At 72.6% G+C, this 23,956-nt stretch carries 23 protein-coding genes and 1 riboswitch; of the genes, 5 read left to right on the top strand and 18 right to left on the bottom strand.

Going from position 1 to position 23,956, the window contains the following annotated elements; all coding sequences use genetic code 11:
- The coding region (locus tag AB0F62_RS30610) for an acyl-CoA dehydrogenase family protein (RefSeq protein WP_361806419.1) at positions 1 to 1,234 on the bottom strand (1,234 nt) is incomplete at its 3' end.
- Positions 1,235 to 1,616: 382 nt separating this feature from the next.
- Between AB0F62_RS30610 and AB0F62_RS30615 the strand changes: the two genes are divergently transcribed.
- Positions 1,617 to 2,024 (top strand): hypothetical protein, encoded by a 408-nt coding sequence (locus AB0F62_RS30615; RefSeq protein WP_361806422.1) that lies wholly within the window; start codon positions 1,617 to 1,619, stop codon positions 2,022 to 2,024.
- A 306-nt stretch (positions 2,025 to 2,330) separates the two neighbouring features.
- Here the strand turns inward: AB0F62_RS30615 and AB0F62_RS30620 are convergent, their stop codons facing one another.
- The 5 genes from AB0F62_RS30620 to AB0F62_RS30640 form a co-directional block, all read right to left on the bottom strand.
- Complete coding sequence (locus tag AB0F62_RS30620) at positions 2,331 to 2,705, bottom strand: hypothetical protein (RefSeq protein WP_361806425.1); 375 nt, start codon at positions 2,703 to 2,705, stop codon at positions 2,331 to 2,333.
- 116 nt (positions 2,706 to 2,821) lie between these two features.
- Positions 2,822 to 3,214 carry a roadblock/LC7 domain-containing protein gene (locus AB0F62_RS30625; protein WP_361806428.1) on the bottom strand — a complete coding sequence of 131 codons (393 nt, stop codon included), beginning with the start codon at positions 3,212 to 3,214 and terminating at the stop codon, positions 2,822 to 2,824.
- A gap of 80 nt (positions 3,215 to 3,294) precedes the next feature.
- Positions 3,295 to 4,302 (bottom strand): transcriptional regulator, encoded by a 1,008-nt coding sequence (locus tag AB0F62_RS30630; RefSeq protein WP_361806431.1) that lies wholly within the window; start codon positions 4,300 to 4,302, stop codon positions 3,295 to 3,297.
- Complete coding sequence (locus AB0F62_RS30635; RefSeq protein ID WP_361806434.1) at positions 4,299 to 4,682, bottom strand: hypothetical protein; 384 nt, start codon at positions 4,680 to 4,682, stop codon at positions 4,299 to 4,301. Before AB0F62_RS30635 ends, AB0F62_RS30630 begins: the two co-directional genes overlap by 4 nt.
- A 135-nt stretch (positions 4,683 to 4,817) precedes the next feature.
- On the bottom strand, positions 4,818 to 6,158 hold the full coding sequence (locus tag AB0F62_RS30640) for a PLP-dependent aminotransferase family protein (RefSeq protein ID WP_361806437.1): 1,341 nt from the start codon (positions 6,156 to 6,158) through the stop codon (positions 4,818 to 4,820).
- Positions 6,159 to 6,292: 134 nt separating this feature from the next.
- Here AB0F62_RS30640 and AB0F62_RS30645 point away from each other — a divergent pair, with 134 nt between their 5' ends.
- Positions 6,293 to 7,099: an alpha/beta fold hydrolase gene (locus tag AB0F62_RS30645; RefSeq protein WP_361806440.1), complete on the top strand. Its 807-nt coding sequence runs from the start codon at positions 6,293 to 6,295 to the stop codon at positions 7,097 to 7,099.
- Between the two features lie 139 nt (positions 7,100 to 7,238).
- Complete coding sequence (locus AB0F62_RS30650; RefSeq protein WP_361806585.1) at positions 7,239 to 8,783, top strand: alpha/beta hydrolase; 1,545 nt, start codon at positions 7,239 to 7,241, stop codon at positions 8,781 to 8,783.
- A 78-nt stretch (positions 8,784 to 8,861) separates the two neighbouring features.
- Here the strand turns inward: AB0F62_RS30650 and AB0F62_RS30655 are convergent, their stop codons facing one another.
- From AB0F62_RS30655 to AB0F62_RS30665, 3 genes are all read right to left on the bottom strand, one after another.
- On the bottom strand, positions 8,862 to 11,018 hold the full coding sequence (locus AB0F62_RS30655; RefSeq protein WP_361806443.1) for an EAL domain-containing protein: 2,157 nt from the start codon (positions 11,016 to 11,018) through the stop codon (positions 8,862 to 8,864).
- The gene (locus tag AB0F62_RS30660; RefSeq protein ID WP_361806446.1) at positions 11,015 to 11,827 is read right to left on the bottom strand and encodes an SAM-dependent methyltransferase; all 813 of its coding nucleotides are present in this window, start codon (positions 11,825 to 11,827) and stop codon (positions 11,015 to 11,017) included. Before AB0F62_RS30660 ends, AB0F62_RS30655 begins: the two co-directional genes overlap by 4 nt.
- 217 nt (positions 11,828 to 12,044) lie before the next feature.
- Complete coding sequence (locus tag AB0F62_RS30665; protein ID WP_361806449.1) at positions 12,045 to 13,202, bottom strand: transglycosylase family protein; 1,158 nt, start codon at positions 13,200 to 13,202, stop codon at positions 12,045 to 12,047.
- A 4-nt stretch (positions 13,203 to 13,206) separates the two neighbouring features.
- Positions 13,207 to 13,396: riboswitch (cyclic di-AMP (ydaO/yuaA leader) on the bottom strand.
- Positions 13,397 to 14,019: 623 nt separating this feature from the next.
- On the opposite strand from AB0F62_RS30665, the gene AB0F62_RS30670 reads away from it, so the two are divergent.
- Entirely contained in the window at positions 14,020 to 15,027 is a 1,008-nt protein-coding gene (locus AB0F62_RS30670; RefSeq protein WP_361806452.1) for an aldo/keto reductase, read from the top strand.
- Between the two features lie 157 nt (positions 15,028 to 15,184).
- Here AB0F62_RS30670 and AB0F62_RS30675 read toward each other — a convergent pair whose 3' ends face one another.
- Entirely contained in the window at positions 15,185 to 15,817 is a 633-nt protein-coding gene (locus tag AB0F62_RS30675) for a GNAT family protein (RefSeq protein WP_361806455.1), read from the bottom strand.
- 93 nt (positions 15,818 to 15,910) lie between these two features.
- Between AB0F62_RS30675 and AB0F62_RS30680 the strand changes: the two genes are divergently transcribed.
- Positions 15,911 to 16,408, top strand: coding sequence for a peptidylprolyl isomerase (locus AB0F62_RS30680; protein ID WP_361806458.1), 498 nt, complete (start codon positions 15,911 to 15,913; stop codon positions 16,406 to 16,408).
- 61 nt (positions 16,409 to 16,469) lie between these two features.
- On the opposite strand, the gene AB0F62_RS30685 is transcribed toward AB0F62_RS30680, so the two are convergent.
- The 8 genes from AB0F62_RS30685 to pcaH form a co-directional block, all read right to left on the bottom strand.
- Positions 16,470 to 16,919 carry a phospholipase gene (locus AB0F62_RS30685; protein WP_361806461.1) on the bottom strand — a complete coding sequence of 150 codons (450 nt, stop codon included), beginning with the start codon at positions 16,917 to 16,919 and terminating at the stop codon, positions 16,470 to 16,472.
- A gap of 264 nt (positions 16,920 to 17,183) precedes the next feature.
- On the bottom strand, positions 17,184 to 17,885 hold the full coding sequence (locus AB0F62_RS30690) for a cytochrome b/b6 domain-containing protein (protein ID WP_361806464.1): 702 nt from the start codon (positions 17,883 to 17,885) through the stop codon (positions 17,184 to 17,186).
- Entirely contained in the window at positions 17,869 to 18,579 is a 711-nt protein-coding gene (locus AB0F62_RS30695) for a molybdopterin-dependent oxidoreductase (RefSeq protein WP_361806467.1), read from the bottom strand. Before AB0F62_RS30695 ends, AB0F62_RS30690 begins: the two co-directional genes overlap by 17 nt.
- 93 nt (positions 18,580 to 18,672) lie before the next feature.
- A complete protein-coding gene (locus AB0F62_RS30700; protein ID WP_361806470.1) occupies positions 18,673 to 19,854 on the bottom strand; it encodes a 4-hydroxybenzoate 3-monooxygenase in 1,182 nt (393 codons plus the stop codon).
- 8 nt (positions 19,855 to 19,862) lie between these two features.
- Positions 19,863 to 21,038 carry a 4-carboxymuconolactone decarboxylase gene (gene pcaC, locus AB0F62_RS30705; protein ID WP_361806473.1) on the bottom strand — a complete coding sequence of 392 codons (1,176 nt, stop codon included), beginning with the start codon at positions 21,036 to 21,038 and terminating at the stop codon, positions 19,863 to 19,865.
- A 136-nt stretch (positions 21,039 to 21,174) separates the two neighbouring features.
- Positions 21,175 to 22,614, bottom strand: a complete 1,440-nt coding sequence (gene pcaB, locus AB0F62_RS30710) for a 3-carboxy-cis,cis-muconate cycloisomerase (RefSeq protein WP_361806476.1) — start codon at positions 22,612 to 22,614, stop codon at positions 21,175 to 21,177.
- Positions 22,601 to 23,173 (bottom strand): protocatechuate 3,4-dioxygenase subunit alpha, encoded by a 573-nt coding sequence (pcaG, locus tag AB0F62_RS30715; protein ID WP_361806479.1) that lies wholly within the window; start codon positions 23,171 to 23,173, stop codon positions 22,601 to 22,603. Before pcaG ends, pcaB begins: the two co-directional genes overlap by 14 nt.
- Positions 23,170 to 23,952, bottom strand: a complete 783-nt coding sequence (gene pcaH, locus AB0F62_RS30720; protein WP_361806482.1) for a protocatechuate 3,4-dioxygenase subunit beta — start codon at positions 23,950 to 23,952, stop codon at positions 23,170 to 23,172. The genes pcaG and pcaH overlap by 4 nt, the downstream gene beginning before the upstream one ends.
- Positions 23,953 to 23,956: the final 4 nt, after the last annotated feature.

Consider the following 23,956-nt stretch of genomic DNA (forward strand, 5'->3'; position numbering starts at 1 on the left):
GATGCCCCCGGCGCGGGCGGCCAGGAACACGTCCACCCGGTCGTTGACGATCAGCGCCACGTGCTCCGCTCTCCGGTCCGGCGAGGCTGCGGGCGATGACCATGCGCTGGATCTGGTTGGTGCCCTCGACGATCTGCAGCACCTTCGCCTCGCGCATGTACCGTTCGACGGGGAAGTCGGCGGTGTAGCCGTAGCCGCCGAGCAGCTGGACCGCGTCCGTGGTCACCTGCATGGCGGCGTCCGTGCAGAACAGCTTGGCCATGGCGGCCTGCCGCGAGAACGGCCGGCCCGCGTCCCGCAGCCGGGCCGCCGCGAGGTACAGGGCCCGGCCGGCCTCGATCTTGGTGGCCATGTCGGCGATCATGAAGCGCAGCCCCTGGAAGTCCACGACGGGACGGCCGAACTGCTGCCGGGTCATGCCGTACGCGAGCGCCTCGTCCAGCGCCGCCTGGGCGACGCCGATGGCGCAGGCGGCGATGCCGAGCCGGCCGGAGTCGAGCGCGGCCAGCGCGATGGTGAAGCCCTGGCCCTCCTCGCCGACGCGGCGGCTGTCGGGAACGGTCACGCCGTCGAAGTGGACCTGGGCCGTGGGCGACCCCTTCATGCCCATCTTCTTCTCGGGCACCGCGGCCGTGAGGCCCTCCGCGTCGCCCGGCACGAGGTACGCGGTGATGCCGCGCGGGCCCTCGGCACCGCTGCGGGCGAGCACCGTGTAGAAGTCGGCGACGCCGCCGTGGGTGATCCACGCCTTGGTGCCGTCGATCCGCCACGCGTCGCCCTCCCGGGTGGCCCGGGTGCGCAGGGAGGCGGCGTCGGACCCGGAAGCGGGCTCGGAGAGGCTGTAGGCGCCGAGCAGGGAGCCGCCGAGCATGGCCGGGAGGTGCTCGGTGCGCTGCTCCTTGCTGCCGAAGTGGGCGACCCCGTGGCAGGCCAGGGTGTGCACGCTGACGCCGAGACCGACGGTGAGCCGGGCCGCGGCCAGTTCCTCCAGCACCTGCAGATAGACCTCGTACGGCTGGCCACCGCCGCCGTACTCCTCCGGATAGGGCAGTCCGAGCAGCCCCGCGTCGCCGATGAGGCGGAAGACCTCGCGCGGGAAGACACCCGCGTCCTCCTCCTCGGCCGCCTTGGGCCTGATCTCCCGCTGGGCCATCTCGCGTACGAGCGCGAGCAGGTCGCGGGCCTCCTCGGTGGGAAGCTGTCGGTCCACCGGCTGAAGGCCGTCGTGGGACATGGCGGCACTCTCCTCCCTGTCGGGCGCTGCGGCGGCGTCCGCTCAGGGTGTGGCGGCGCTACCGGTTTGTCGACCGTCGTCCGATGGTCTCCCGCCGGGTCACGGCATGGTCCGACCTGCGGCTTCGGCGCGTTGGAGTATGCCCGATCGGAGGCGCCGGAGTCACGGGGTGCCAGGTCCGTCGGCGCGGGTGGGGGCGGATTTTTCCATACCGCGCACCCGCGGGCGGGCTTTTCGCAAGGCTGTACGGATCATTGGGCCGTTCGGGTTAGCGTCGTCGGGCGCGCGGTGCGCGTGCGGGGCGTGTGCCGCCCGCGCCAGCAGTCGAGGAAAGGTGTTGCCGGTGTCCGTGTTCCGAACGTGGGGCCCGAGGGTGGCCGCGGTGGCTGCCGTCGCACTGCTGGGGACGGGCTGCGGCGGCCAGGACACCGCTGCGACGGGCGGTCCTGTCGCACTCGAGCGGATCGGTGAGGCCGTAGGCTGCACCCCGCAGGTGCAGACCGATGTGCGGGAGCTGCGCCAGGGTGCGTGCACGACGGCACGCGGTGCCTATGTGATGCTCACCTTCACCAGCGAGGCCGGCCAGAAATCCTGGCTGGAGGAGGCGCAACCGTACGGTGGCTCCTATCTGATCGGGAAGCGCTGGGTAGTGGAGGCCGAGCCCGAGGCGCTGGAACCGGTACGCGAGAAACTCGGGGGCAGGGTCGAGGAGGGCGCCCACCACGGCGGGCACTCCTCCGCGGCGCCCTCGGCCGCCGCGTCCGCCTCGTCCTCCAGCGCGAGCCGGTAGCAGCCGGGGCAACGGGCCCTTCCCCTCCCCCTCCGCCGACCTGTGCGGCGCTCTGCGACGGCTGTCCCCGGTGGGGTTCCGTGGTCACGTCGCGACATTCGGCGAACGTGACGTCAACCGACGGCCAAGGCCCACCGGAGGCATGCCCGCGACCTGCCACCCGGCGAGGGGGACACCCACCCGAGCGCCTCCGGACCAGGCCGGGGCCGCGTGAACCACGGCCCGGACAGGGCGAGACCCGGCACACGTCGGCCTTCGCCTGATGTGCCGGGCCGCCGTCGGCCGCGGGCGCCTGGGGAGGGCGGGTCAGACCTCCAGGTCGTTCTCGATGCGCCTGAGCTGGTGGCGGGCCATCGCCAGGTTCGCGCGGTCCTTGTCCAGCGCGACGTAGAGGAACAGGCCCTTGCCCGAACGCCCGGTCAGCAGCCGGATCATGTGGATCTGGGTGTTGAGCGTGATCAGGATGTCCTCGATGTGCTCCTTGAGGTTGAGCATCTCCATCGTGCGCATCTTGGCGCGGACGACGTCGGTGTTGCCCGCGGCCGCGACGGTCAGGTCGAGGTCCTTCGAGCCCCCGAGGGTGCCCAGGGCCATACCGCTGCCGTAGTCCACGAGAGCGACGCCCAGGACGCCCTCGATCGACGTCATGACATCCTTCAGCGCGGTCTCGGTGTTGGCCATTGCGGTCTCGCTTCCTTGTCGTTGAGTTCTCTGACGTGACGAATGCCTGGGTCCGGTGGCGGCGCGGCCGCGTCCGGTGCCCGACGGCTTGTCGGCTGATGAGCTGGGTCCTACGGTCATTTCCGCTCCTGACGTTGGAGCGCGAGGTCGACGAGATCCTCGATCCGTCGAATGGATCGGCGGGCCTCCAGGTGCAGTCGGCCCACATTGGAGTCGGGGCCCGCCACCAGGGCGAGGGCCATCGCACCGCCGGCGGCGTACGCGGCGACGTAGCCGCTGTCCCCCCTGACGAGGAGTTCGCGGAAGCCGCCGCGTTCGGTGGCCTCCGTGATACGGGCCGCCACGCCCAGTGCCGCGGCGGTCAGCGCCGCGACCCCCTCCGGTTCCGGCCCGCTCAGGTCGTGCGCCACGACCAGGCCGTCGACGCTGGCGACGAGCCCGCCCGTCAGGTGCGGCACCCTCGCCCGCAGGCTCCGGAGTTCGGCCAGTACATCGGCTTCGAGTGCCACCAGCTGTCTCCTTCCGGCGAGCTGCCGCAGAGCCTTCCTCCACGGACGTTCGGCGGGCGCCGGGCGGGTGGGCAGGGCGCTCACAGGCGGGCCTCCAGGGCGGCACGAAGTCGTAGCAACAGGGCGACTGAGGGATCCGAGGACGACAGGACCGCCGGCTGCGGGCCGCCGCGGGTGAGGGGCGGAGGCTCCGGCGCGGGCGGCAACGGCACCGGAGCCGGGGCCGGGGCCGGAGACAAAACCGCAGCCCGTGGGACCGGAGCCGGGGACGAAACCGCGGCCGGTGGGGCCGGAGCCGGGGGCGCCTCGGCCCGGACCGGGGTGCTGATCCGCCCGATCGCGGCCAGCCGGCGTACGTCCAGCAAGGTCGCGAAGGCGGAGCGCCCCAGGTGCCAGGCGATCTGGACGGGCGTGCGGGATCCGTCCGCCGCCGCCAGGACCGCCAGCTGCGCGGGGGTGGGGGCCCTGGCCCGGCCGCCCCGCGCCTCGCCGCCCGTGCGGGGGACGACGGGGCCGGCGTCGGTGTCGTCCCACGGCCAGGCCCGCTCCAGTTGGGCGCGACGCCGCTGCGCCTCCCGCGCCACGCGCTGTGCCGGGACCGGCCCGGAGATCGGGCCGAGCCGGGAGGTGGCGCCCGGCTGGAACCGGTCGGGCTCCGAGTCGGGCAGCAGGGTGAAGTAGGCGGCGTCGAAGAGCGCCAGCAGGTGGCAGAGCTCCAGCTCCCCGCGGGCCACCCGGCCGGTGTCCACCAGATGGCCGCCCACCCCGCGCTCGGCGCCCGCGGTGGTGACCGCCTCACGCCACTGGTCCGGGGAGAGCAGCCCGCAGGCCATCAGCCGTACCCCCAGGTCGGGGGCGCAGGGGCTCTCGGCGTGGACGATCGCCCCGTCGCGCAGGTAGACCGCCCCCGCCGAGCCGTACAGCGCCCCGCTGGCCTTCGCCTCGGCGAGCCGGGCCAGCGCGGCGGTGAAGGCGTACGCGCCCACCACCCCGGCGCGCACCTGGGCCGGCGCGCCGCCGCGTGCCGGAGTGCGCCGGGGCAGGCTGCGCACGGCCAGCGCGGGCAGCCCCGCCTCGCTGCCGGTCATACGAGCACCAGCCGCTCGGCGATGGACTGCAGCCCGATCCGGGCGACGGCCAGGTTGGCGATCGACCGGTCCAGCCACAGGTAGAGGATGACGTCGCTGTCGAAGGACGTGTCGAGGAAGCGGATCAGGTGATAGCTCCCCGGCGCCGTGATGATGATGTCCTCGACCGGCACCCTCCCGGACTCCTTCGCGGTGAAGGTGCCGCCCTCCACGACCGCGCGCGCCGCCTCCGTGGTGTCGGCGGCGGCCGCCTCGTGTCCGTGTCCCGGCTCCTGCCCGACCGCCCCGAGGAGGAGGCCGCTGCTCCAGTCGACCACGCTCGCCCCCAGCACACCGGGAATCGCCAGCGCCTCGGAAAGGCACTCGTCTATGCCGGGCACGCGCACCCCTTCGCCGCCACTTCTGGTATACGGAACAGCACGGAACGTTACTCATCCCGTACGCGAAAAAGGTGAGTTGGGGCATTTTCCGGAGGCATGTGCGGGCGACTCGCTAGGATTCGCCGCCGCTTGTGATCACTCGGCGCAAATGTCCTCCGGACCGCTCCTGGCGATCTCCGCGAGGACGCCGAGCGCACGGCCCAGGACCTGCGGGGACGGCGAGGCGAGGCCGACGCGTACGGCGTGCGGCGCGCTGCCCCGGCCGGCGGCGAAGGCGGCGGCCGGGGTGACGGCGATGCCCCTCCGGGCGGCGGCCGCGACAAAGGTGTCGGCCCGCCAGGGCTCGGGCAGCCGCCACCAGCAGAAGCAGGCCCGGGGATCGGCCGTGACGTCGAACCCGGCGAGGTGACCGGCGGCGATGCGGGCCCGCGCGGCCGCGTCACGGCGCTTGGCCGCCACCACCGCGTCCACGGCGCCGTCGGCGATCCACCGGGACGCGGCGGCCAGCGCGAAACCCGGGGCGGTCGCGCCCGCGGAGCGCAGCGCCGCCGAGACCGGGGCGGAGAGCTCCGGCGGGGTGAGCGCGACGCCTGCGGTGAGGCCGGGGGCGAGCCGCTTGGAGAGGCTGTCGACCAGGATCACGCGGTCGGGGGCGAGGGCCGCGAGCGGCGGCGGGGCGTCCGGGGCGAGGAAGCTCCAGACGGCGTCCTCGACCGCGCACAGGCCCAGCCGGCCGAGGGAGGCGGCGAGTTCGGACCGGCGGGCGGCGGGCATCGTGACGCCGAGCGGGTTGTGCAGGGTGGGTTGCACGTAGACGGCGTGCACCGGGGCGGCGCGGTGGAGCTCGGCGAGAAGGTCGGGGCGCATCCCGTGCTCGTCGCAGGGGACGGGGACGAGGCCGATCCCCAGCCGCGCCGCGAGCGCCTTCACCACGGGGTAGGTGAGCGCCTCCACCGCGAGCCGGCCGCCCGCCGGGACGAGCGCGGTGAGGGCGGCGGCGATGGCCTGGCGTCCGTTGCCCGCGAAGAGCAGCCGCCCGGGATCGGGGCGCGGGCCGGAGCGGCCGAGCAGGTCCGCGAAGGCGTCGCGCGCGGCGGGAGTGCCGGCGGCCGTCAGCGGGCGCAGTGCGGCACCGAGGACGTCGGGGCGGTGCAGGGCGGCGAGTCCGGGCGCCAGCAGCTCCGACTGCTCATCGGCGAAGGGGTGGTTCAGCTCGAGGTCGATGCGCTGTGCCGCCGGTTCGGCGAGGGCGGGTCCCGCGGTGGGCGGTGCGGCCCGGACGAAGGTGCCGCGGCCCACCTCGCCCACGACCAGGCCGCGGCGGGTGAGTTCGGTGTAGACGCGGGTCGCCGTGGAGTTGGCGATGCCGTGGTGCCGCGCGAAGGCCCGCTGGGTGGCGAGCCGGTCGCCGGGACGCAGCCGTCCGGCGGCGATGTCGGCCGCCACGGCGTCGGCGACCGTGCGGTAGTCGTCCATCGTCGTTTCCTCCCGAGGCGAATCCCGGTATTGCACCGAGGGCAAAGATTCTATTGCACCGAGGCGGCCGGGGAACCTAGCATCGCGGTCGACTCCCCGGCGGTCCGGGGCCATGGCGAGGCAAGGAGATCCCCTTGGCGACGACGGTGGTCGGCGGCGTCACGTTGGCGTACGACGACGAGGGGGACCGGGACGGCCCTGCCCTGGTCCTGGTGCACGGCCACCCCTTCGACCGCTCGATGTGGGCCCCGCAGGTCTCCGCGGCGACGGCGGCCGGCCACCGGGTGATCGTCCCGGACCTGCGCGGTTACGGCGCGAGCGAGGTGGTCCCCGGGGTCACCCCGCTGGAGACCTTCGCCCGCGACATCGCCGCGCTGATGGACCACCTGGGTGTGCCGGGGGCCGTCGTCGGCGGACTGTCGATGGGCGGTCAGATCGTCATGGAGTTCCAGCGGCTGTTCCCCGGCCGGGTGACCGGGCTCGTCCTGGCCGACACCTTCCCCGGAGCCGAGACGGAGGAGGGCCGGCGGGCCCGGAACGCGATGGCGGACCGGCTGCTCGCCGAGGGGATGTCGGGCTACGCCGACGAGGTGCTGGACCGCATGATCACGCCCCGCAACGTCACCGCCCTGCCCGCGGTGGCCGCACACGTCCTCGCGATGATGCGCGGCACCTCGCCCGAGGGCGCCGCCGCGGCGCTGCGCGGCCGGGCCCAACGACCGGACTACGGCGCCGTGCTGACCGCGGTCCGGGTGCCCGCGCTCATCGTGGTCGGCCGGGACGACGTCTACACCCCCGTCGCCGAGGCCGAGGCGATGCACGCCGCCGTCGCGGGTTCGCGGCTCGTGGTGATCGAGGGCGCCGGGCACCTGCCGAACCTGGAACGGCCCGAGGAGTTCAACGAGGCGCTGCGGCGGTTCCTCGGCCGGATGTGCGGATAGCGGCGAATCCACCGCATCGCGGGGCGTGTTGCGACAGGATCGGCGCTGTCGGTGTCACGCGCGACCGTGTTCCACCCTTTCAGGAGGCCCGGTGAACAGACCCGCATCGACCGCCGCGCTTGCCGCGGCCCTCGCACTTCTGACCTCCGCACCCACCGCCGCCTCGGCCAGGGACGCCGCCCCGGCGGCCGCTCCCGCGGTCCCGTCGGCGGTGGCGTGGAAGGCCTGCGGTACGACCTCGTATCCCACGCTCCAGTGCGGAACGCTCAAGGTCCCCCTGGACCACGCCCGTCCGCACGGGCGCACGATCACGCTCGCGCTGTCGCGTGTGCCGCACACGGCGAAGCGCTACCAGGGTCCGCTCCTGGTCAACCCCGGCGGCCCGGGCGGCAGCGGTCTCACACTCGCCGGCTTCGTCGCCTCCTCGCTGCCCCCCGCGGTGGCCGCGCAGTACGACGTCATCGGCTTTGACCCGCGCGGCGTGGGCAAGAGCGAGCCCGCGCTCGACTGCTCGCCGGGATACTTCGACCCGGTGCGCCCCGACCCCGTACCGCACGGCACCAAGGAGGAGGCCGCGAACGTCGCGCGCGCCGCTTCCTTCGCCAAGGCGTGCGGCAGGAAGTACGGCTCGCTGCTGAAGTACGTCGACACGGTCAGCACCGTGCGCGACATGGACGCGATCCGCGCCGCCCTCCACGCGAAGAAGATCAACTACTTCGGGTACTCCTACGGCACCTATCTGGGCGCGGTCTACGCCGAGCTCTTCCCGGAGCGCGTCCGCCGCCTGGTGCTGGACAGCATCGTCGACCCGACGGGCGTCTGGTACCGGGACAACATCAACCAGGACTACGCCTTCGACGCCCGCCACAAGGCCTTCGCGGCGTGGACGGCGAAGCACGACGCGACCTACCACCTCGGCAAGGACCCCGGGAAGATCGAGGCCCTCTGGTACCGCGTGCACGAGAAGCTGCGCACCAAGCCGGCCGGCGGCAAGGTCGGCCCCGGCGAGTTCGAGGACAGCTTCGTGCCGGGCGGCTACTACAACGGCTACTGGCCCTACCTGGCCGAGGGTTTCGCCGCCTATGTGAGGAACGGCGACGAGGACGCCCTGGTGTCGCTCTACGAGGACTTCGCGGCCGTCGACGCCGGCGGCGACAACGGCTACAGCGTCTACACCTCGGTGCAGTGCCGCGACGCCTCCTGGCCGCGCGACTGGCGCACCTGGCACAAGGACACCGCCAAGGTGCACGCCAAGGCCCCGTTCCTGGCCTGGAACAACGCCTGGTACAACGCACCGTGCGCCTTCTGGCCGGTCCCGTCGAAGCGGCCGGTGAACGTCCGGAACAGCCAACTCCCGCCCGTACTGCTCTTCCAGGCGACGGACGACGCCGCGACCCCGTACGAGGGCGGTGTCACGATGCACCACCTGCTCAAGCGCTCGAGCCTGGTGGTCGAGAAGGGCGGCGGCAACCACGGCATCACGCTCAGCGGCAACGCCTGCCTGGACGCCCACCTGTCGGCCTACCTCGCCGACGGGACCGTACCGCGCGGCCGCGGCACGGCGGACGCGGTGTGCGACCGGCTGCCCGACCCGGAGCCCCTGACGGCGGCGGCGAAGGCGGGGGCCGCCGGTTCGGCGGCCCCCGACCGGGGTCTGCACGGTCTGCTCGGCACGCGGCGCTGAGCCGATGAGGCCCGCGGAAGGATGAGGTCCTCGGAAAGGTGAGGCCCGGGGCCCGGTCCGCCCGGCCGCCCCGCCCGCTCAGGTCGTGGTGTCGACCAGCGAGAGCGAGTGGAGGCGGTCGGGCGGACCGGGCCTGGCGTAGTACCAGCCCTGCGCGGTGTCGCAGCCGAGTGCCCGCAGGTGCTCGGCCTGGGTGCCGGTCTCCACGCCCTCGACGGTCACCGACAGCCCGAGCGTGTGGGCCAGGTCGACGACGATCTCCACGATCTTCACGTCCACCGGGTCGGCCCGCTGCTGCTGCATGCCGCGGGTGAAGGAGCGGTCGAGCTTGAGGGTGGTGATCGGCAGCCGGCGCAGCGAGGCCAGGTTGGAGTAGCCGGTGCCGAAGTCGTCGAGGGCGATCGCCATGCCGAGGTCCGCGAACTCCCGCAGCGGGCGCATCAGTTCCTCGTCGGCGCCGATGAAGGCGCTCTCGGTGACCTCCAGGCACAGCGCGGTCGGCTCCAGCCCGGCGTCCTTGATCACCGCGAGGGTCTCGGGAACGAGGCCGGGGTGGCTGAGCTGCGCCGGGGAGAGGTTGACGTTGATCCGCAGCGGATGCCCGTCGCTGCGCGGGAACTGCCAGTCCCGGGCCTGCCAGGCGGCCTGCTGCAGCACCCAGTGGCCGAGCGGGACGATCAGCCCGGTGCTCTCGGCCAGCGGGATGAACTGGTCGGGGCCGAGGATCCCGTGCACCGGGTGGCACCAGCGGACCAGCGCCTCGGCACCGCGGACACTGCCGTCGCCGAGCCGCACCAGCGGCTGGTACTCGATGAAGAACTCGCCGCGCTCCAGGGCGGTCGGCAGCCGGTTGGTCAGCCCGTGCCGGGTGATGGCGCGCGCGTCGGAGTCGGGGTCGGCCAGTTCGAAGCGGTTGCCGCCCGCCGCCTTGGCGCGGTACATCGTGATGTCGGCGCTGCGCAGCACCTCGGCGGGGCCCAGGGTGCCGGCCTGGCCCTCGACGATGCCGATGCTGCACCGTACGGACAGGTCGCGGCCGTCGACGCGGATCGGGTCCGCGAGCGCGGCCAGGATCAGGTCGGCGAGTCCGGTGATGTCGGCGCGGCTGCCCGGGTTGACGACCAGGGCGGCGAACTCGTCGCCCCCGATGCGGGCCACCAGCTGTTCCGGCGAGGTGACACAGGCCTGGAGGCGCTCGGCTACGGCGACCAGCAAGCGGTCGCCGATGGCGTGGCCGAGGCTGTCGTTGACGTCCTTGAAGCCGTCCAGGTCGAGGTAGCAGACGCCGACGCCCGCGCCGTCCGGGCCGTTGAGCGTCTGCTCCAGGCGCTCGAAGAACAGGTTGCGGTTGGCCAGGCCGGTGAGCGCGTCGTGGGTGGCCTCGTGCCGCAGCCGCTCGCTGAGCAGGCGCTCCTCGGTGATGTCCTCCATCAGGGCGAGCATGTACTGCGGCGTGCCCCCCGGGTCGCGGAGCAGGGAGACCGTCAGATTGGTCCACAGGACGGTGCCGTCGGGCCGGTAGTACGCCTTCTCGATGCGGTAGTGGTCGCGCTCGCCCCGGTTGAGCTGGCGCTGCAGCTCCCAGACCTCGGGAGCGTCGTCCGGGTGCACCCAGTCGTAGACGTTCTTGCTGCGGATGTGCCGTTCGAGCCCGCCGAACATGGTGGTGAGGGCGTCGTTGACGTCCAGGATGCGGCCGTCCATGTCGGCTATCCCGATGCCTATGGAGGCGCCCTGGAAGACGGCGCGGAAGCGGACCTCGCTCTCGTGCAGCGCCTGCTCGGTGGCGGTGCGGGCGGCGAGCGCCGCCTTGGAGAGGGACTCCTGCTCGGTCCGCGTGCGCTCCTGCAGGGCCCGGGCGTAGCCCGCGGCGACCCAGTGCTGCAGGCGGCTGCAGCGGGTGCGGCTCTCGTCGGCGGGCAGCGCGGGGCCGGGCGGGCAGTACAGCAGCAGATAGGCGTCGACGACATCGAGGATGCGGGGCAGCGCCTCGGGGTCGGTGCAGTGCGCGGCCACGAGCGCGGCGCCGACCTCCGCGGCGGGGCGCGGGTCGAAGGGCTGCGCCCGCAGGGCGGCGTTGAGACGCGCGGCGAGCGGGAGCAGGTACTCCTCGAACTCGCCGCGCGTCATGGAGGTGGCGGTGGCCGGGTAGATCGCCCGGCTCCAGATGATCGCGAAGCGCCGCAGGCTGTCGACGGGCTCCGGCTCCGGGCCGGGTTCTCTGGTCACGGTCACGCCTTGCGGCCGACGCCCGCGAACCCGCTGAAGACGACCGGGTCGAGTTCGTCGTCCGTGCCGCTGGGCCGCCACAACGGCGCGGAGACCAGGCCCGGTTCCACGAGGTCGAACCCGTCGAAGAAGCGCTCCACCTCGGCGCGCGAGCGCATGATCAGCGGCGAACTGGCGCTGCGGTAGACGTTCTCGACCTTCTCCCCCTCCTCGGGGCGGCGCGGGCCGCCCTCGACCGAGGCGTGGGTGACGACGAGCAGGCTCCCGGGGGCGAGCGCGTCCCGGAGCTCGGCGACGGCCTTGGCCGGCTCGTCCGCGTCCTCGAGGAAGTGCAGGACGGCGACGAGCAGCAGCGCGACGGGGCGGTCCAGGTCGATCAGCCGCCGGACCTCCTCGCTGTCGAGGATGTCACGCGGGGTACGGAGGTCGGCGGCGACGATGGCGGCGTTGTCGCGGCCCTCCAGCACGGCACGGCTGTGGGCGACGGCGACCGGGTCGTGGTCCACGTAGACGACGTGCGCGCCGGGGTCGGCGGCGTGGGCGACCTCGTGGACATTGCCGAAGGTCGGTATCCCGGAACCGATGTCGAGGAACTGCGTGATGCCCTGGTCGACGGCGAAGCGCACGGATCTGCGCATGAAGGCGCGGTTGGCCTGCATGATCTTCGGCAGCCCCGGAAAGGCCTCGATGGCCCGCCGTCCCGCCTCCCGGTCGACCTCGAAGTTGTGCGAGCCGCCCAGGTAGTAGTCGTAGATGCGGGACACGCTCGGCACGGAAAGGTCGATGCCTTGCGGGGCCCAGGCAGGACGCTCCATCAACGGCTCCAGCTCGTCGGGGATCAGGGCGACTGGTCGTGGACACGACCATGTGCGACAGAGGCTACTGATCGACCGTTCGAGAGGAAACAAGAAATGGAAATATTCGATCCGTTTTCGGTCACAGACCAAAGGCATGTGCCCTGTTCCCCGGGAACGGGAACAGGGCACATGCTACCGCCGGATGACGGTGGATCAGTTCGATCAAGCAGTTCGATCAGACGTTGACGCCGTGGGCGCGCAGGTACGCCAGCGGGTCGATGTCGGAACCGAAGTCGGGGGTGGTGCGCACCTCGAAGTGCAGGTGCGGACCGGTGACGTTGCCAGTGGCGCCCGACAGGCCCAGCTGCTGCCCGGCGGAGACGGTCTGGCCGGCCGAGACCGACAGCGAGGACAGGTGGGCGTACTGCGAGTACCGGCCGTCGGCGTGCTTGACGACGACCTGGTTGCCGTACGAGCCGCCCCAGCCCGCGGAGACCACGGTGCCGGAGGCGATCGACTTCACCTTGGTGCCGGTGGAGGCGATGAAGTCCACACCGGTGTGGTAGCCCTTCGACCACATGGCGCCGGCCTGGTGGTAGGCGGTGCCCAGGGTCACGCGGTCGAGCGGGGCGGTGTAGCCGGAGGTGCTGGCGGCCTTGGCGACGGCCGGCTTGGCGGCCGGGGCGGCCTTCGCGGCGTTGGACGCGGCCTTGGCGACGGCCTTCTCGCCCAGGGACAGGACCTGGCCCGGGTAGATCAGGTTCGGGTTGCCGCCGATGACGGACTTGTTGTTGCCGTACAGCTTCTGCCAGCCGCCCTCGACCGACTGGGCGTCGGCGATCTTGGAGAGGGTGTCGCCGCCCGCGACCTTGTAGGAACCGCCGGCGCTCTTCGCGGCGGAGGCGGCGGGCTTGTGCGCCTCGGCCTTCTTGGCGGGAGCGGTGGTGGCGGGCTTGGCGGCCGGCTTGGCGGGGGTACCCGAGACGCTCGCGGGGGTGGCCGACGGGTTGGCCATCGCCTTCGTCAGACCGGCCTTGGGGCCGCACACGGGCCAGGCCTGCGGGCCCTGGGTCGCGAGGACCTTCTCGGCGACGGCGATCTGCTCCGCCTTGGTGGCGAGGTCGGCGCGCGGGGCGTACTTGGTGCCGCCGAAGCCGGCCCAGGTGCTCTGCGTGAACTGCAGGCCGCCGTAGAAGCCGTTACCGGTGTTGATGGACCAGTTGTTGGTGCTCTCGCAGGCCGCGACCTTGTCCCAGACGCTCACGGGCGCGGCGTGGGCACCGGCGGCACCGACGATCGGGAGCGCCACGGCGGCACCCGTGGTGCCGGCGATCGCGCTGATACGGGTCAGGCGGATGTTGCGGGGACGACGGTGCTTTCCCTTACCGGGCATGCCGAATTCCTCTCCGACGCCTGCGAGGTGAGCTGTCGGGTTCGGGCTGGAGATGCCCGGCCGCAATGCGGCATGCCAAATAAAGGCACGTCGCTGCGACTTCACCCCAAGCCGTCCCGTGACCAACGGGAACGGCACTTACCTTGGGTCCCCCGCTCCTGCCGTGCGGTCTTGTCATCCGGCGTCCGGGCAGCGGCAGGACTAGGCGTTCTACCCGGAAGAATCTCGCAGGCATTTGTCCTGCGAGATCTGGAAGCTAAACGACGGAATCCTTCCGGAGCAAGGAGCGGAATCACGTGCCCCGAATACCCGCAAGTCGATCAATCACATCTGTGACTTTCGGTGAGAAGTGTCCGCTCTGCGTAGGCGAAAATATGGCCGGCGGTAATCCCGCGCTATCACACGGTGAAAACGAGAGGGAAAATTCGACGCTCGGTCGCCCGGAACCTCCGCAGCGTGTTCGCCGCGTGACACGCATCACGCATCGATTCCCGGCGCATGCACTGTGGGGGCATATGTCCGGTTAAGCACCTTAATGCCGGATAAGACATGAGGTGGATCGATCCAACCCGCCGCCGGGCAACGCCCCCTGACCCCCCGCCCGGCACAACGCCCCCACGAGGCAACCGCCGAGGCGTCCGGTCGATTCCCGCCGACGGCGACACAACCCGGCGAAGGGTGTGACGTGGGCCACAACTCCCCTTCCGCCGGGGCGCGCAGAAGAGCCGACGTCCGGAAAACGGACGTGACAGGGCCGATTCGGCGACGGTAGCCTCCCAATCCCGCACATTTTCTTACATCGCCCGGGAGCCTTCGCGTGCCCTATCTCGCCGCCGACGACCGCTACGCCTCGATGGAATACCGCAGGACCGGGCGCAGCGGGGTCCTGCTGCCCGTCGTGTCCCTGGGCCTGTGGCACAACTTCGGCGACACCTCTCCGCTGGAGACCCAGCGCGCGGTGCTGCGCCGCGCCGTGGACCGTGGCGTGGTTCACATCGACCTGGCCAACAACTACGGCCCGCCCGCCGGATCCGCCGAGGCGAACTTCGGCACCCTCTTCGCCCAGGACTTCCGTCCGTACCGCGACGAGCTCTTCATCGCCACCAAGGCCGGCTACGACATGTGGCCCGGCCCCTATGGCGAATGGGGCAGCCGCAAGTACCTGCTCTCCTCCCTCGACCAGTCCCTGGGCCGCATGGGCCTGGACTACGTCGACGTCTTCTACTCGCACCGCTTCGACCCGGACACGCCCCTGGAGGAGACCATGGGCGCCCTGGACTCCGCGGTCCGCCAGGGCAAGGCCCTGTACGCGGGCATCTCCAACTACCCCGCCGAGGCACACCGCCGCGCCACGGAGATCCTGCGCGAACTGGGTACCCCGCTCCTGATCCACCAGGCGGCGTACAGCATCCTCCAGCGCGAGCCGGAGGCCGGCGTCCTCGACGCCGTCGGCGACACCGGCACCGCTCTGATCGCCTACTCCCCGCTCGCCCAGGGCCAGCTCACCGACCGCTACCTCGACGGCGTCCCGGCCGACTCGCGGATGGCGCTCGGCCACTTCCTCAAGCGCGACGCCCTGACCGACCGGAAGCTCGCCTTCCTGCGCGCCCTCGACAAGCTCGCCGGCGAGCGCGGCCAGACCCTCGCCCAGCTGGCCCTGGCCTGGGTGCTCCGCGACCCGCGGGTCGTGTCGGTCCTCATCGGCGCGAGCAGCGTCGCACAGCTCGACCAGAACCTCGCCGCCCTCGACGCGGGCCCGCTCAGCGCGGAAGAGCTCGCCGAGATCGACCGCCTCTCGGCGGAGGCGGGTGTCGAGATCCCGTAGGTCGGACATCCCCCGCGCAACCGATCGGGCCGGCTCCCCCGGGAGCCGGCCCGATCGCGCGGTCAACGGCCTCGGCCGTGCCCCCGGCGGCCGTGGCCCCACCCTTCGACGGCCTTGTCACCGCACCTTGGCCGAGGGCGCCGGCGGACCGCGGCGCTCAGGTGAGCCGGGCCTCCAGGGCGGAGCGGACGCCGTGCCACTCCTCACGGAGGATCGAGAAGTACGCGCTGTCGCGGACGGTGCCGTCGACGGCGAGGGTGTGGGCGCGACGGATGCCCTCGAAGCGGCCGCCGATCCGTTCGATCGCCGCGCGGGAGCGCGCATTGCGCGCGTCCGTCTTCAGAGTGACGCGGAGCACACCCCACACGTCGAAGGCGTGCGTGAGCAGCAGCAGCTTCGCCTCGGTGTTGCAGGGGGTGCGCTGCGCGGACGCGCCGAGCCAGGTGCTGCCGATCTCGGCGACGGTGGGCACCGCGCCGCTGCGGGGCACGGAGCGGCCCGCGGGCCAGGCGGGCGTGGCCGTCCAGTAATCGAGGTCGAGGAAGCGGGTGGAGCCGACCAGGGTGTCGCGCTGCACGTCCCGCACGGCGAACGGGAGCGCGGCCCCGGTCGCCTGCTCCTGGAGGGCTTCCTCGATGTACCGCGCCATCGTGTCGTGGTCGTCGGGCACCTTCGTGAAGGCGTAGGTGTCGCGGGATTCGGTGGCGGCGCGCAGCAGCCCGTCCGTGTGAGCGGCGCCGAGCGGCTCCAGGCGGACGTGCTTGCCTTCCAAGGTCACGGGTTCGGGCATGCCCCGGATGGTGCTGTGCCACCCGTGCCCCGGTCAAACCCGTTTCCGCGGGGCGCGTCCGGAGTCCGCTGTGCCGGATGCGAAAATGGGGGCATGAACAGCAACGACGTGTTCTTCGACATCACGATCGACGGCGAGCCCGCCGGACGGATCGTGTTCACCCTGTTCGACGACGTGGTCCCCAAGACCGCGCGGAACTTCCGTGAGCTCGCCACCGGCGAGCACGGCTTCGGTTTCGAGGGCTCGCACTTCCACCGCGTGATCCCCGACTTCATGCTCCAGGGAGGCGACTTCACCGCCGGCAACGGCACCGGTGGCAAGAGCATCTACGGTGAGAAGTTCGCCGACGAGAACTTCCAGCTCAAGCACACCAAGCCCGGCCAGCTCTCCATGGCCAACGCGGGCCCGAACACCAACGGCTCGCAGTTCTTCATCACCACGATCGTCACCGACTGGCTCGACGGCAAGCACGTGGTCTTCGGCGAGGTCGTCGAGGGCATGGACGTCGTCAAGAAGATCGAGTCGCTCGGCTCGCGCACCGGCGCGACCAGCGCCCGCGTCGAGATCTCCAAGTCCGGCACGGTCGCCTGACCCGGTTCCGCGAAGCGGCCCGGCACCGGAACGACCGGTGCCGGGCCGCTCGGCGTACGGGTCAGCCGAAGGCCTTGACCGCCTGGTAGTAGGTCCAGGCGGTGCTGTTGCAGGCGGTCGCGGTGGCGCCGCTGTAGTTGGCGCAAATGCGCTTGAGGTCCTCGTAGAAGGCGCTGTCGAGGCGGCTCTTGTTCGCGGAGAAGGTCCCCATGGCCTTGTAGTTGCGGTAGCCGAAGTCGTGGCGGGCGCAGGAGTTCTGGAACGGGAAGCCGAAGGGGTTGTCCGGGGAGCTGCTGCAGTAGTCGGTGGACCAGTCGAAGCCGTAGGCGGCCCAGGCCCCCTGGTTGCCGCGAGCGGACCACCAGGCGTTGTAGCTCGAGGCACTGGTCTGGGTCCAACTCGACAGCACCTGTGCCTTGTCGGCGGGTGCGGCCTGGGCGGGGGTGGTGAAGACGACGGTGGCGACGGCCGCGACCGCGGTGGCGGCGAAGCCGGTGGTGATTCGGCGCATGGGGTCTCCAGTCACTGACGGGCGCGTTGTGACGCGCGGGCATGGAAGTGCAACCGGATGCGGAACCGAACTGGTGGTACTGATGTGCGAAGCCAGGATGGCGCCGGAAGTGTCTATGCGAGTAGATGCCGGACGGCAAAAATTGCATGAACATGACGACGTGCCGTCGACGTCGATCGTCGACGGCACGTCAAAAGGCCGACACCATCGTCTGGTTCAGTTCCCCGCGGGCCCCACGGGCCGCATGCCCACCCCTACGGGGCGTCAGGCGGTAGGAGTATAGGGCCGGTCCCCGGCTCCGCCGGACCCGCCGTCCCCCCGGGGCTCCCCGGACTCCCCGGGATCCCCGGAATCCGATGACTCCGTGTGCTCCCACCGCGGATGCCGGCGGCGCGCCCATTCCGGCGTCACGAAACCGGTGCGCATGCCCAGCCGCGCCTCCGGGTCGTTGGCCGCCATCCACAGGTGGCCCGCCACCACCGCGGCCACCGCCAGGGCCAGCCAGTCGTGCACGAAGGTCGCGCCCGTACGCCACACCACCCCGCTCAGGTGCGGGAACATCATGAGCAGTCCGGTGCCGAGCATGACGAGCACCGCACCCGCGGCGAAGGACGCGTAGAGCTTCTGCCCCGCGTTGAACTTGCCCGCCGCGCGCCGGTCGTGCGGCACACGGCGCAGCGCGTCGCGCAGCCAGCCCCGGTCGTACGGGGCGAAGCGGTTGAGCAGCCCCAGGTCGCGCCGGAAGGCACGAGAGGCGAGGCCGGCGAGGGCGGGCAGCGGCAGGGCGATGCCGGACCACTCGTGGACGGTGACGACCAGCCGCCTGCGGCCGACGAGTTCGGCGAGCGGCGGCAGGTAGAGGGCGGCCGCCGTGCCGATGCAGACGAGCATCAGGGCGGCCGTGGTGCGGTGCACCCAGCGCTCGCCGCGGGTGAACCGGCGCACGGTCTCAGGACGTGGGGTCATCGTGCCGTCCGTTCGAGCGGCCGACCCAGGCGTCGACGTCATAGCCGTACCGCTCCCAGTAGCCGGGCCGCACGTCCCGGGTGACCTCGATGCCCGAGAGCCACTTGGCGGACTTGTAGAAGTACATCGGCGCCACATAGAGCCGGACCGGGCCTCCGTGCGCCGCGGTGACCGCCTTGTCCTGCATCCTCAGGGCGACCAGGACGTCGTCCCTGCGGGCCTGTTCGAGGGTGAGGCTCTCGCTGTAGACCCCGTCGAAGCAGGTGAACCGCACGGCGCCGGCACCGTCCTGTACGCCCGCGAGATCGAGCAGGTGCGACAGCCGCACCCCTTCGAAGGGCGTGCCGGGCACGCGCCACCCGGTCACGCACTGCACGTCGCGTACCAACCGTGTCTGCGGCATGGCCCGCAGCTCGGCGAGCGTGTGCGCGGCCTTGCGGTCGACGAGGCCGGACACGGAGAGGCGGTAGTCCGTCGCGTCCCGGTGGGGAACGGAGTCCGCCACGTTGTAGATGCGGAAGCCGCCGCCCCCGGGGAGCAGCCCGCTGAGGCCCGTCGGATCCTTCCCCGCCACCTGGGAGAGCGCCGAGTCCAGGCCGTCCTGCGCGCGGCTGCCCAGCGCCACCCCCAGGGCGCCCAGCCCGAGCATCCCGAGCACCACGCGCCGGCCGACCGGCGTGCCCTTTCCGTCCATGGGTCTCACGGTAATCCCGCGCGATGCGGTCGCGGACCGCCGGGGCGGAACGTAAGCGAGCCGTAAGAGATCCGGCCCCGGGCTGTACCTGCCCTAGCCGATCTCCAGGCCCGCGTAGTTCTCGGCCAGTTCGGCGGCCGCGTGCGGGGAGGAGGCGATGCGGTCGAGCTGGGAGATCTGCAGCCGGGCCTCGAAGTCGCTCCGCGCGGGGTCGGTGTGCAGGGTCGTGGTCATGAACCAGGAGAAGTGCTCGGCACGCCACACCCGGCGCAGGCAGGTGTCGGAGTAGGCGTCGAGCAGGTCGGTGGAGCCGGTCCCCTTCAGGTGGGCAAAGGCCCGGGCCAGCACGATGACGTCGGCTGCGGCGAGGTTGAGGCCCTTGGCGCCGGTCGGCGGCACAATGTGCGCGGCGTCCCCCGCGAGCAGGACGCGGCCCCAGCGCATGGGCTCGGTCACGAAGCTGCGCATCGGCAGCACGGCCTTGGAGGTGATCGGGCCGCGCTCCAGCTTCCAGTCCCCGTCGACGGCGAAGCGCGCGTCCAGCTCGTCCCAGATCCGCTCGTCGGACCAGTCGGCGGGGTCGGTGCCGTTGGGCACCTGCAGATACAGCCGGCTGACCTTGGGCGAGCGCATGCTGTGCAGCGCGAAGCCGCGGGGTGAGTGGGCGTAGATCAGCTCGTCGCAGGACGGCGGGACGTCGGCGAGGATCCCCAGCCACGAGTAGGGGTAGACCCGCTCGTACGTCCGCCGGGCGCCCACCGGGACCGCTTCGCGGGTCACACCGTGGAAGCCGTCGCAGCCGACGACGTAGTCGCAGGTCAGGGTCTTGTCCTGACCATCGTGGCGGTAGTGGATCACGGGGCGGTCGGTGTCGGCCCCCTCGACCGCACGTACCTCGGCGCCGAACACCAGCGGCGCGCCGTCCTTGAGCTGGAGGGCGATCAGGTCCTTGACGACCTCCGTCTGCGCGTAGACCCAGACGCGGCGGCCACCGGTCAGGGCCGGGAAGTCCACGCGGTGGGAGCGCCGGTTCCAGCGCAGCTCGATGCCTTCGTGGACCAGGCCCTCGCGGTCCAGGCGTTCGGCCGCGCCGGATGAGCGCAACACGTCGACCGTGCCCTGCTCGAGGATCCCGGCGCGCTGGCGGTGCTCGACGTAGTCGCGTTCCCGGCTCTCCAGGACGACGCAATCGATGCCGGACTCATGGAGCAGCCGGGCGAGCAGGAGGCCGGCCGGGCCGCCGCCGATGACACCGACAGTGGTGTGGTGCTGCATGTGTTCTCCTACTCCTGTTCTTCTTCGAGGACACGGTTGGCGACGGCGAACGCGGCATTGGCCGCGGGCACGCCGCAGTAGACGGCGGACTGGAGCAGGACCTCCTGGATCTCCTCCCAGGTGAGACCGTTGTGCCGGGCGGCGCGTACGTGCATCGCCAGCTCATCGAGGTGGCCGTGGGCCACCAGCGCGGTGAGGGTGATGCAGCTGCGGGTCCTGCGGTCGAGGCCCGGCCTGGTCCAGATCTCGCCCCACGCGTAGCGGGTGATGAGGTCCTGGAACGGCGCGGTGAAGGCGGTGGTCCGGGCGATCGCCCGGTCGACGTGCGCGTCCCCGAGCACGGCCCGCCGTACGGCCGTGCCCGCGGTGTGGCGGGCACCGTCGTCGGCGACCGGCTCGGTGGCCAGGTGCTGGAGGAGCGCGGCGAGGACGGGCGCCGGACGTTCGACCCCTGCAAGGTGCGCGGCGTGCGCCACCTCGGTCAGGCTCGCGCCGGGGATGCCGTCGGCGAGGGCACGGGCGTCCACGACCGGCGTCGCGGGATCGCCGCGGCCCGCGACGACGAGGGTGGGCGCGGTGATCCGCTCCAGCTCGGCACGTACGTCGTAGGCGGCGAGCGCGTCGCAGAGCGTGGCGTACGCCTCCGGGTCGGCCGCCCGCAGATCGTCCACGAGTGCGCCGGCGGCGGGGTCTGCGGCGAAGTCGGGGGTGAACCAGCGCCGGGCCGCCGTGTCGGCGACCGGTCCCGTGCCCTTCGCCCTGACCAGGGCGGCCCGTTCCCGCCAGCCGTCCGGCTCCCCGAAACGGGCGGAGGAACACACCAGCGCCAGCGCGGTGACCCGTTCCGGGTGGTGGATCGCCAGCCAGGTGCCGACGGCCCCGCCGAGGGAGATGCCGGCGTACGCGAAGCGCTCCGCGCCCAGCGCGTCCGCGAGGTCCAGCACCGCGCGGGCGAGGTCCGCGACGGTGCCCCCCTCCGGGAGCAGCGCCGCGGGGGTGCCGCCGTGGCCCGGCAGGTCCCAGCGGATGACGCGGTGGCCGCGGGCGAGGGCGGGGACCTGCGCGTCCCACACCGCGAGCGAGGTGCCCAGGCTGGGGCCGAGGATCAGCGGCGGCAAGCCGGGGGCGCCGTCCACCCGGTGGTGCGGCAGACGCGCCTCGGCGGCCTCGTACGGCGTGGTCATGCGGGCTCCTCGCGGGTGGTGCCGACGGTGCGTGGGGCGTGGCGGGTTCCTGCGGGCGGGCGCGTGGCCCGGCCGCGGCCGCGGCCCCCGGACATGGAGTACCCCGATCGGCGGCCGTACGGACCGTGCGCGGCGGTCACGAAATGCTTCCCCCGGGGCCGGGGCGGCCCAGGGCGCGGTCGACGAGGGCGCCCGCGGATCCCGTGTAGCGGGTGGGGTCCGTGAGGTCCCTCAGGCGTTCCTCGGTGAGGAGCCCGGCGATGACCGGTTCCTCCGCGAGGGCGTCGCGAAGGCCGGCGCCCTCCTCCGCGACGCGCCGCGAGACCCGGGTGAGGGCGGACTTGGCCTCGTCGCGGTCGATCAGGGCGGTGAGCACCGCGGCGAGTCGCTCGCCGACCACCAGCCCCCGGGTCGCGTCGAGGGTGTCCCGCATACGGTGCGGGTGGACCCGCAAGCCGGCCGCGAGTTCGGCGGCGTCCCGGGCGGCGCCTCCGACGAGGCGCAGGGCCTCGCGCAGGGGCTGCCATTCGGCGTGCCAGGCACCGGCCGGCCGCTCGTCCTCGGCCGCCAGCGAGCCGTACAGCACGGCGGCCAGCGCGGGCACCTGCCGGGCCGCGGCGGCGATGAGCGCGGCCCGGACGGGGTTGGCCTTGTGGGGCATGGCGGAGGAACCGCCGCCGGTGCCCTCGGTGACCTCGCCGATCTCGGTCCGCGACAGCACCAGAACGTCGGCGGCGACCTTCCCCAGCGCACCCGCGGTGAGGGCGAGTGCCCCGGCGAGGTCGGCGACGGGTGTCCGCAGGGTGTGCCAGGGCAGCACGGGCTCCGCGAGCCCGCTCTCGGCGGCGAAGGCGGCGAGGAGGCGAGGTGCCATGTCATCGCTCGCCACCGCCGCGCTGTCGGCCCCGGTCTGGGCTTCGGTCTCGGCCTCGGTCTCGGCGAAGGCGCCGAAGGCGGCGAACGTGCCGGCCGCGCCGCCCAGTTGCGCGGGAAGCGTGGTGCGGACGGCGGTCAGGCGGTCGTAGGCGTCGAGGACGAGGGCGCGCCACCCGGCGGCCTTGAGGCCGAAGGTCGTGGGGACGGCGTGTTGCGTCAGCGTGCGCCCGGTCATCGGCGTGTCGCGGTGCTCCGCGGCGAGCCGCCCGAACGCGGTCGCGGCGGTGGCGAGGTCGTCCAGGACGGGCCCCAGCGTGCGGTGTGCGACGAGCATGGCGGCCGTGTCGAGAATGTCCTGGCTCGTGGCGCCGCGGTGCACATAGGGCGCGGCCTTCACGTCCCGTTCCCGTACGGCCGCCGTCAGATCGGCCACGAGCGGGATCACCGGGTTCCCCCCGGACCGCGCGCGCAGCGCGAGCCGCCGCGGGTCGAACCGGCCGTACTCGGCCGCGGCGGCGGTCACCGCGGCCGCGGCGGAGACCGGTGCGAGCCCGAGCGCGGCCTGCGCCCGGGTCAGCGCGGCCTCGGCGTCGAGCATGCCCTGCACGAAGGCGGCGTCCCCGGTCGCCTCCTCGGCGGCCGAACCGGCCCGGCCAGGGGAGAGCAGACCGACGTCCGCGACGGGATCAGGTGAAGGCAAGAAAGACCGTCTCCTCATGCACTCCGTCGTACTGGAGGCGGACGTCGAAGCGGTGGACGCGCTCCCCGTCCGGAGTGGCGACCAGCGTGGCGCGCCTCCCCGGCTCCAAGGAGTCGAGCAGCGGGTCGCCCTCGACGTCGCCGAGGTAGACCCGGGTGTGCAGATGGTGCAGGAGGCCGCGGGCGAAGACGATCAGCGACAGGTAGGGGACGCCACCGGGCGGGAGCGTGCGGATCACATAGTGCCCGTCGGCGTCGGTGGCGATGCGGCCGAAACCGGTGAAGGCCAGTCCGTCGCGCCCCAGGACCGCTCCGGTCACCGGGTCGCGACGGAGCGAACCCGGGGCACCGTGCCGGGAGCCGTCCGGGCCCGGCTGCCAGACCTCGACGAGTGCGTCGGGGACCGGAAGCCCCGCGCCGTCGTAGATCCAGCCGTGGACGGTGACGGCGTCCGGGTGCCCGGCCGGGGCGAGGTCGCCGCCCTTGGGGAAGGGCAGCGCGTAGCCGTAGAAGGGGCCCACGGTCTGCGACGGCGTGGGGGCGAGTGGCTCGCCGCTCATCGGCCCTCCTCGATCCAGGTGGCGGCCGGACCGTCCAGGACGATGTCCCAGCGGTAGCCGAGCGACCATTCGGGTGTGGACAGGTCGTGGTCGTAGGTCGCGACCAGCCGCTGCCGGGCCGAGTCGTCGGTCACGGACTGGAGGATCGGGTCGTACGGGAGGAGCGGGTCCCCGGGGAAGTACATCTGGGTGACCAGGCGCTGGGTGAACGCCGGGCCGAAGAGCGAGAAGTGGATGTGTGCCGGGCGCCAGGCATTGAGGTGGTTGCGCCAGGGATAGGCGCCGGGCTTGATGGTGACGAACTCGTAGGAGCCGTCGTCCCCGGTCAGGGTGCGGCCCACTCCGGTGAAGTTGGCGTCGAGCGGGGCCGGGTGGTCGTCGCGTTGGTGCGCGTACCGGCCGGAGGCGTTGGCCTGCCAGATCTCGACGAGTTGACCGCGCACGGGCCGACCCTCTCGGTCCAGGACGCGCCCGGCGACCTTGATCCGCTCGCCCAGCGGCTCGGCCCGGTGCTGCCGCGTCAGGTCGTGGTCGAGGGCGGTGACGTCGGTGACACCGAAGACCGGTCCGGACAGTTCGACGGCCTCGGGGTCTCCCGCGGCCGCCCCGGCGGCCACCAACGGCCGCTTGGGGTGCCGCAGGACGCTGCTGCGGTAGGGGGCGTAGCCGCGGTCCGGATGGTGTTCGACGGGGCCGCCGCCGGCGAGGCGCTTGGCGTAGGCGGCGCGCTCGTCGGCGATCTCGGCGGAGATGTCGCCCTGGGTGAGAGGGGTGCTCATGCCG

This window comes from Streptomyces sp. NPDC026673, assembly GCF_040638135.1.
Lineage (GTDB): Bacteria > Actinomycetota > Actinomycetes > Streptomycetales > Streptomycetaceae > Actinacidiphila.

Excerpts from the sequence above, each read along its gene's own strand:
- AB0F62_RS30675 (WP_361806455.1), bottom strand. The coding sequence starts at position 15,817 with ATGCCCGAACCCGTGACCTTGGAAGGCAAGCACGTCCGCCTGGAGCCG.
- AB0F62_RS30640 (WP_361806437.1), bottom strand. The coding sequence starts at position 6,158 with ATGGACGACTACCGCACGGTCGCCGACGCCGTGGCGGCCGACATCGCC.
- AB0F62_RS30630 (WP_361806431.1), bottom strand. The coding sequence starts at position 4,302 with ATGACCGGCAGCGAGGCGGGGCTGCCCGCGCTGGCCGTGCGCAGCCTG.
- AB0F62_RS30660 (WP_361806446.1), bottom strand. The coding sequence starts at position 11,827 with ATGGAGCGTCCTGCCTGGGCCCCGCAAGGCATCGACCTTTCCGTGCCG.
- AB0F62_RS30685 (WP_361806461.1), bottom strand. The coding sequence starts at position 16,919 with ATGCGCCGAATCACCACCGGCTTCGCCGCCACCGCGGTCGCGGCCGTC.
- pcaC (WP_361806473.1), bottom strand. The coding sequence starts at position 21,038 with ATGACCACGCCGTACGAGGCCGCCGAGGCGCGTCTGCCGCACCACCGG.
- AB0F62_RS30665 (WP_361806449.1), bottom strand. The coding sequence starts at position 13,202 with ATGCCCGGTAAGGGAAAGCACCGTCGTCCCCGCAACATCCGCCTGACC.
- AB0F62_RS30690 (WP_361806464.1), bottom strand. The coding sequence starts at position 17,885 with ATGACCCCACGTCCTGAGACCGTGCGCCGGTTCACCCGCGGCGAGCGC.
- AB0F62_RS30700 (WP_361806470.1), bottom strand. The coding sequence starts at position 19,854 with ATGCAGCACCACACCACTGTCGGTGTCATCGGCGGCGGCCCGGCCGGC.
- pcaG (WP_361806479.1), bottom strand. The coding sequence starts at position 23,173 with ATGAGCGGCGAGCCACTCGCCCCCACGCCGTCGCAGACCGTGGGCCCC.
- AB0F62_RS30695 (WP_361806467.1), bottom strand. The coding sequence starts at position 18,579 with ATGGACGGAAAGGGCACGCCGGTCGGCCGGCGCGTGGTGCTCGGGATG.
- AB0F62_RS30680 (WP_361806458.1), top strand. The coding sequence starts at position 15,911 with ATGAACAGCAACGACGTGTTCTTCGACATCACGATCGACGGCGAGCCC.
- AB0F62_RS30620 (WP_361806425.1), bottom strand. The coding sequence starts at position 2,705 with ATGGCCAACACCGAGACCGCGCTGAAGGATGTCATGACGTCGATCGAG.
- pcaH (WP_361806482.1), bottom strand. The coding sequence starts at position 23,952 with ATGAGCACCCCTCTCACCCAGGGCGACATCTCCGCCGAGATCGCCGAC.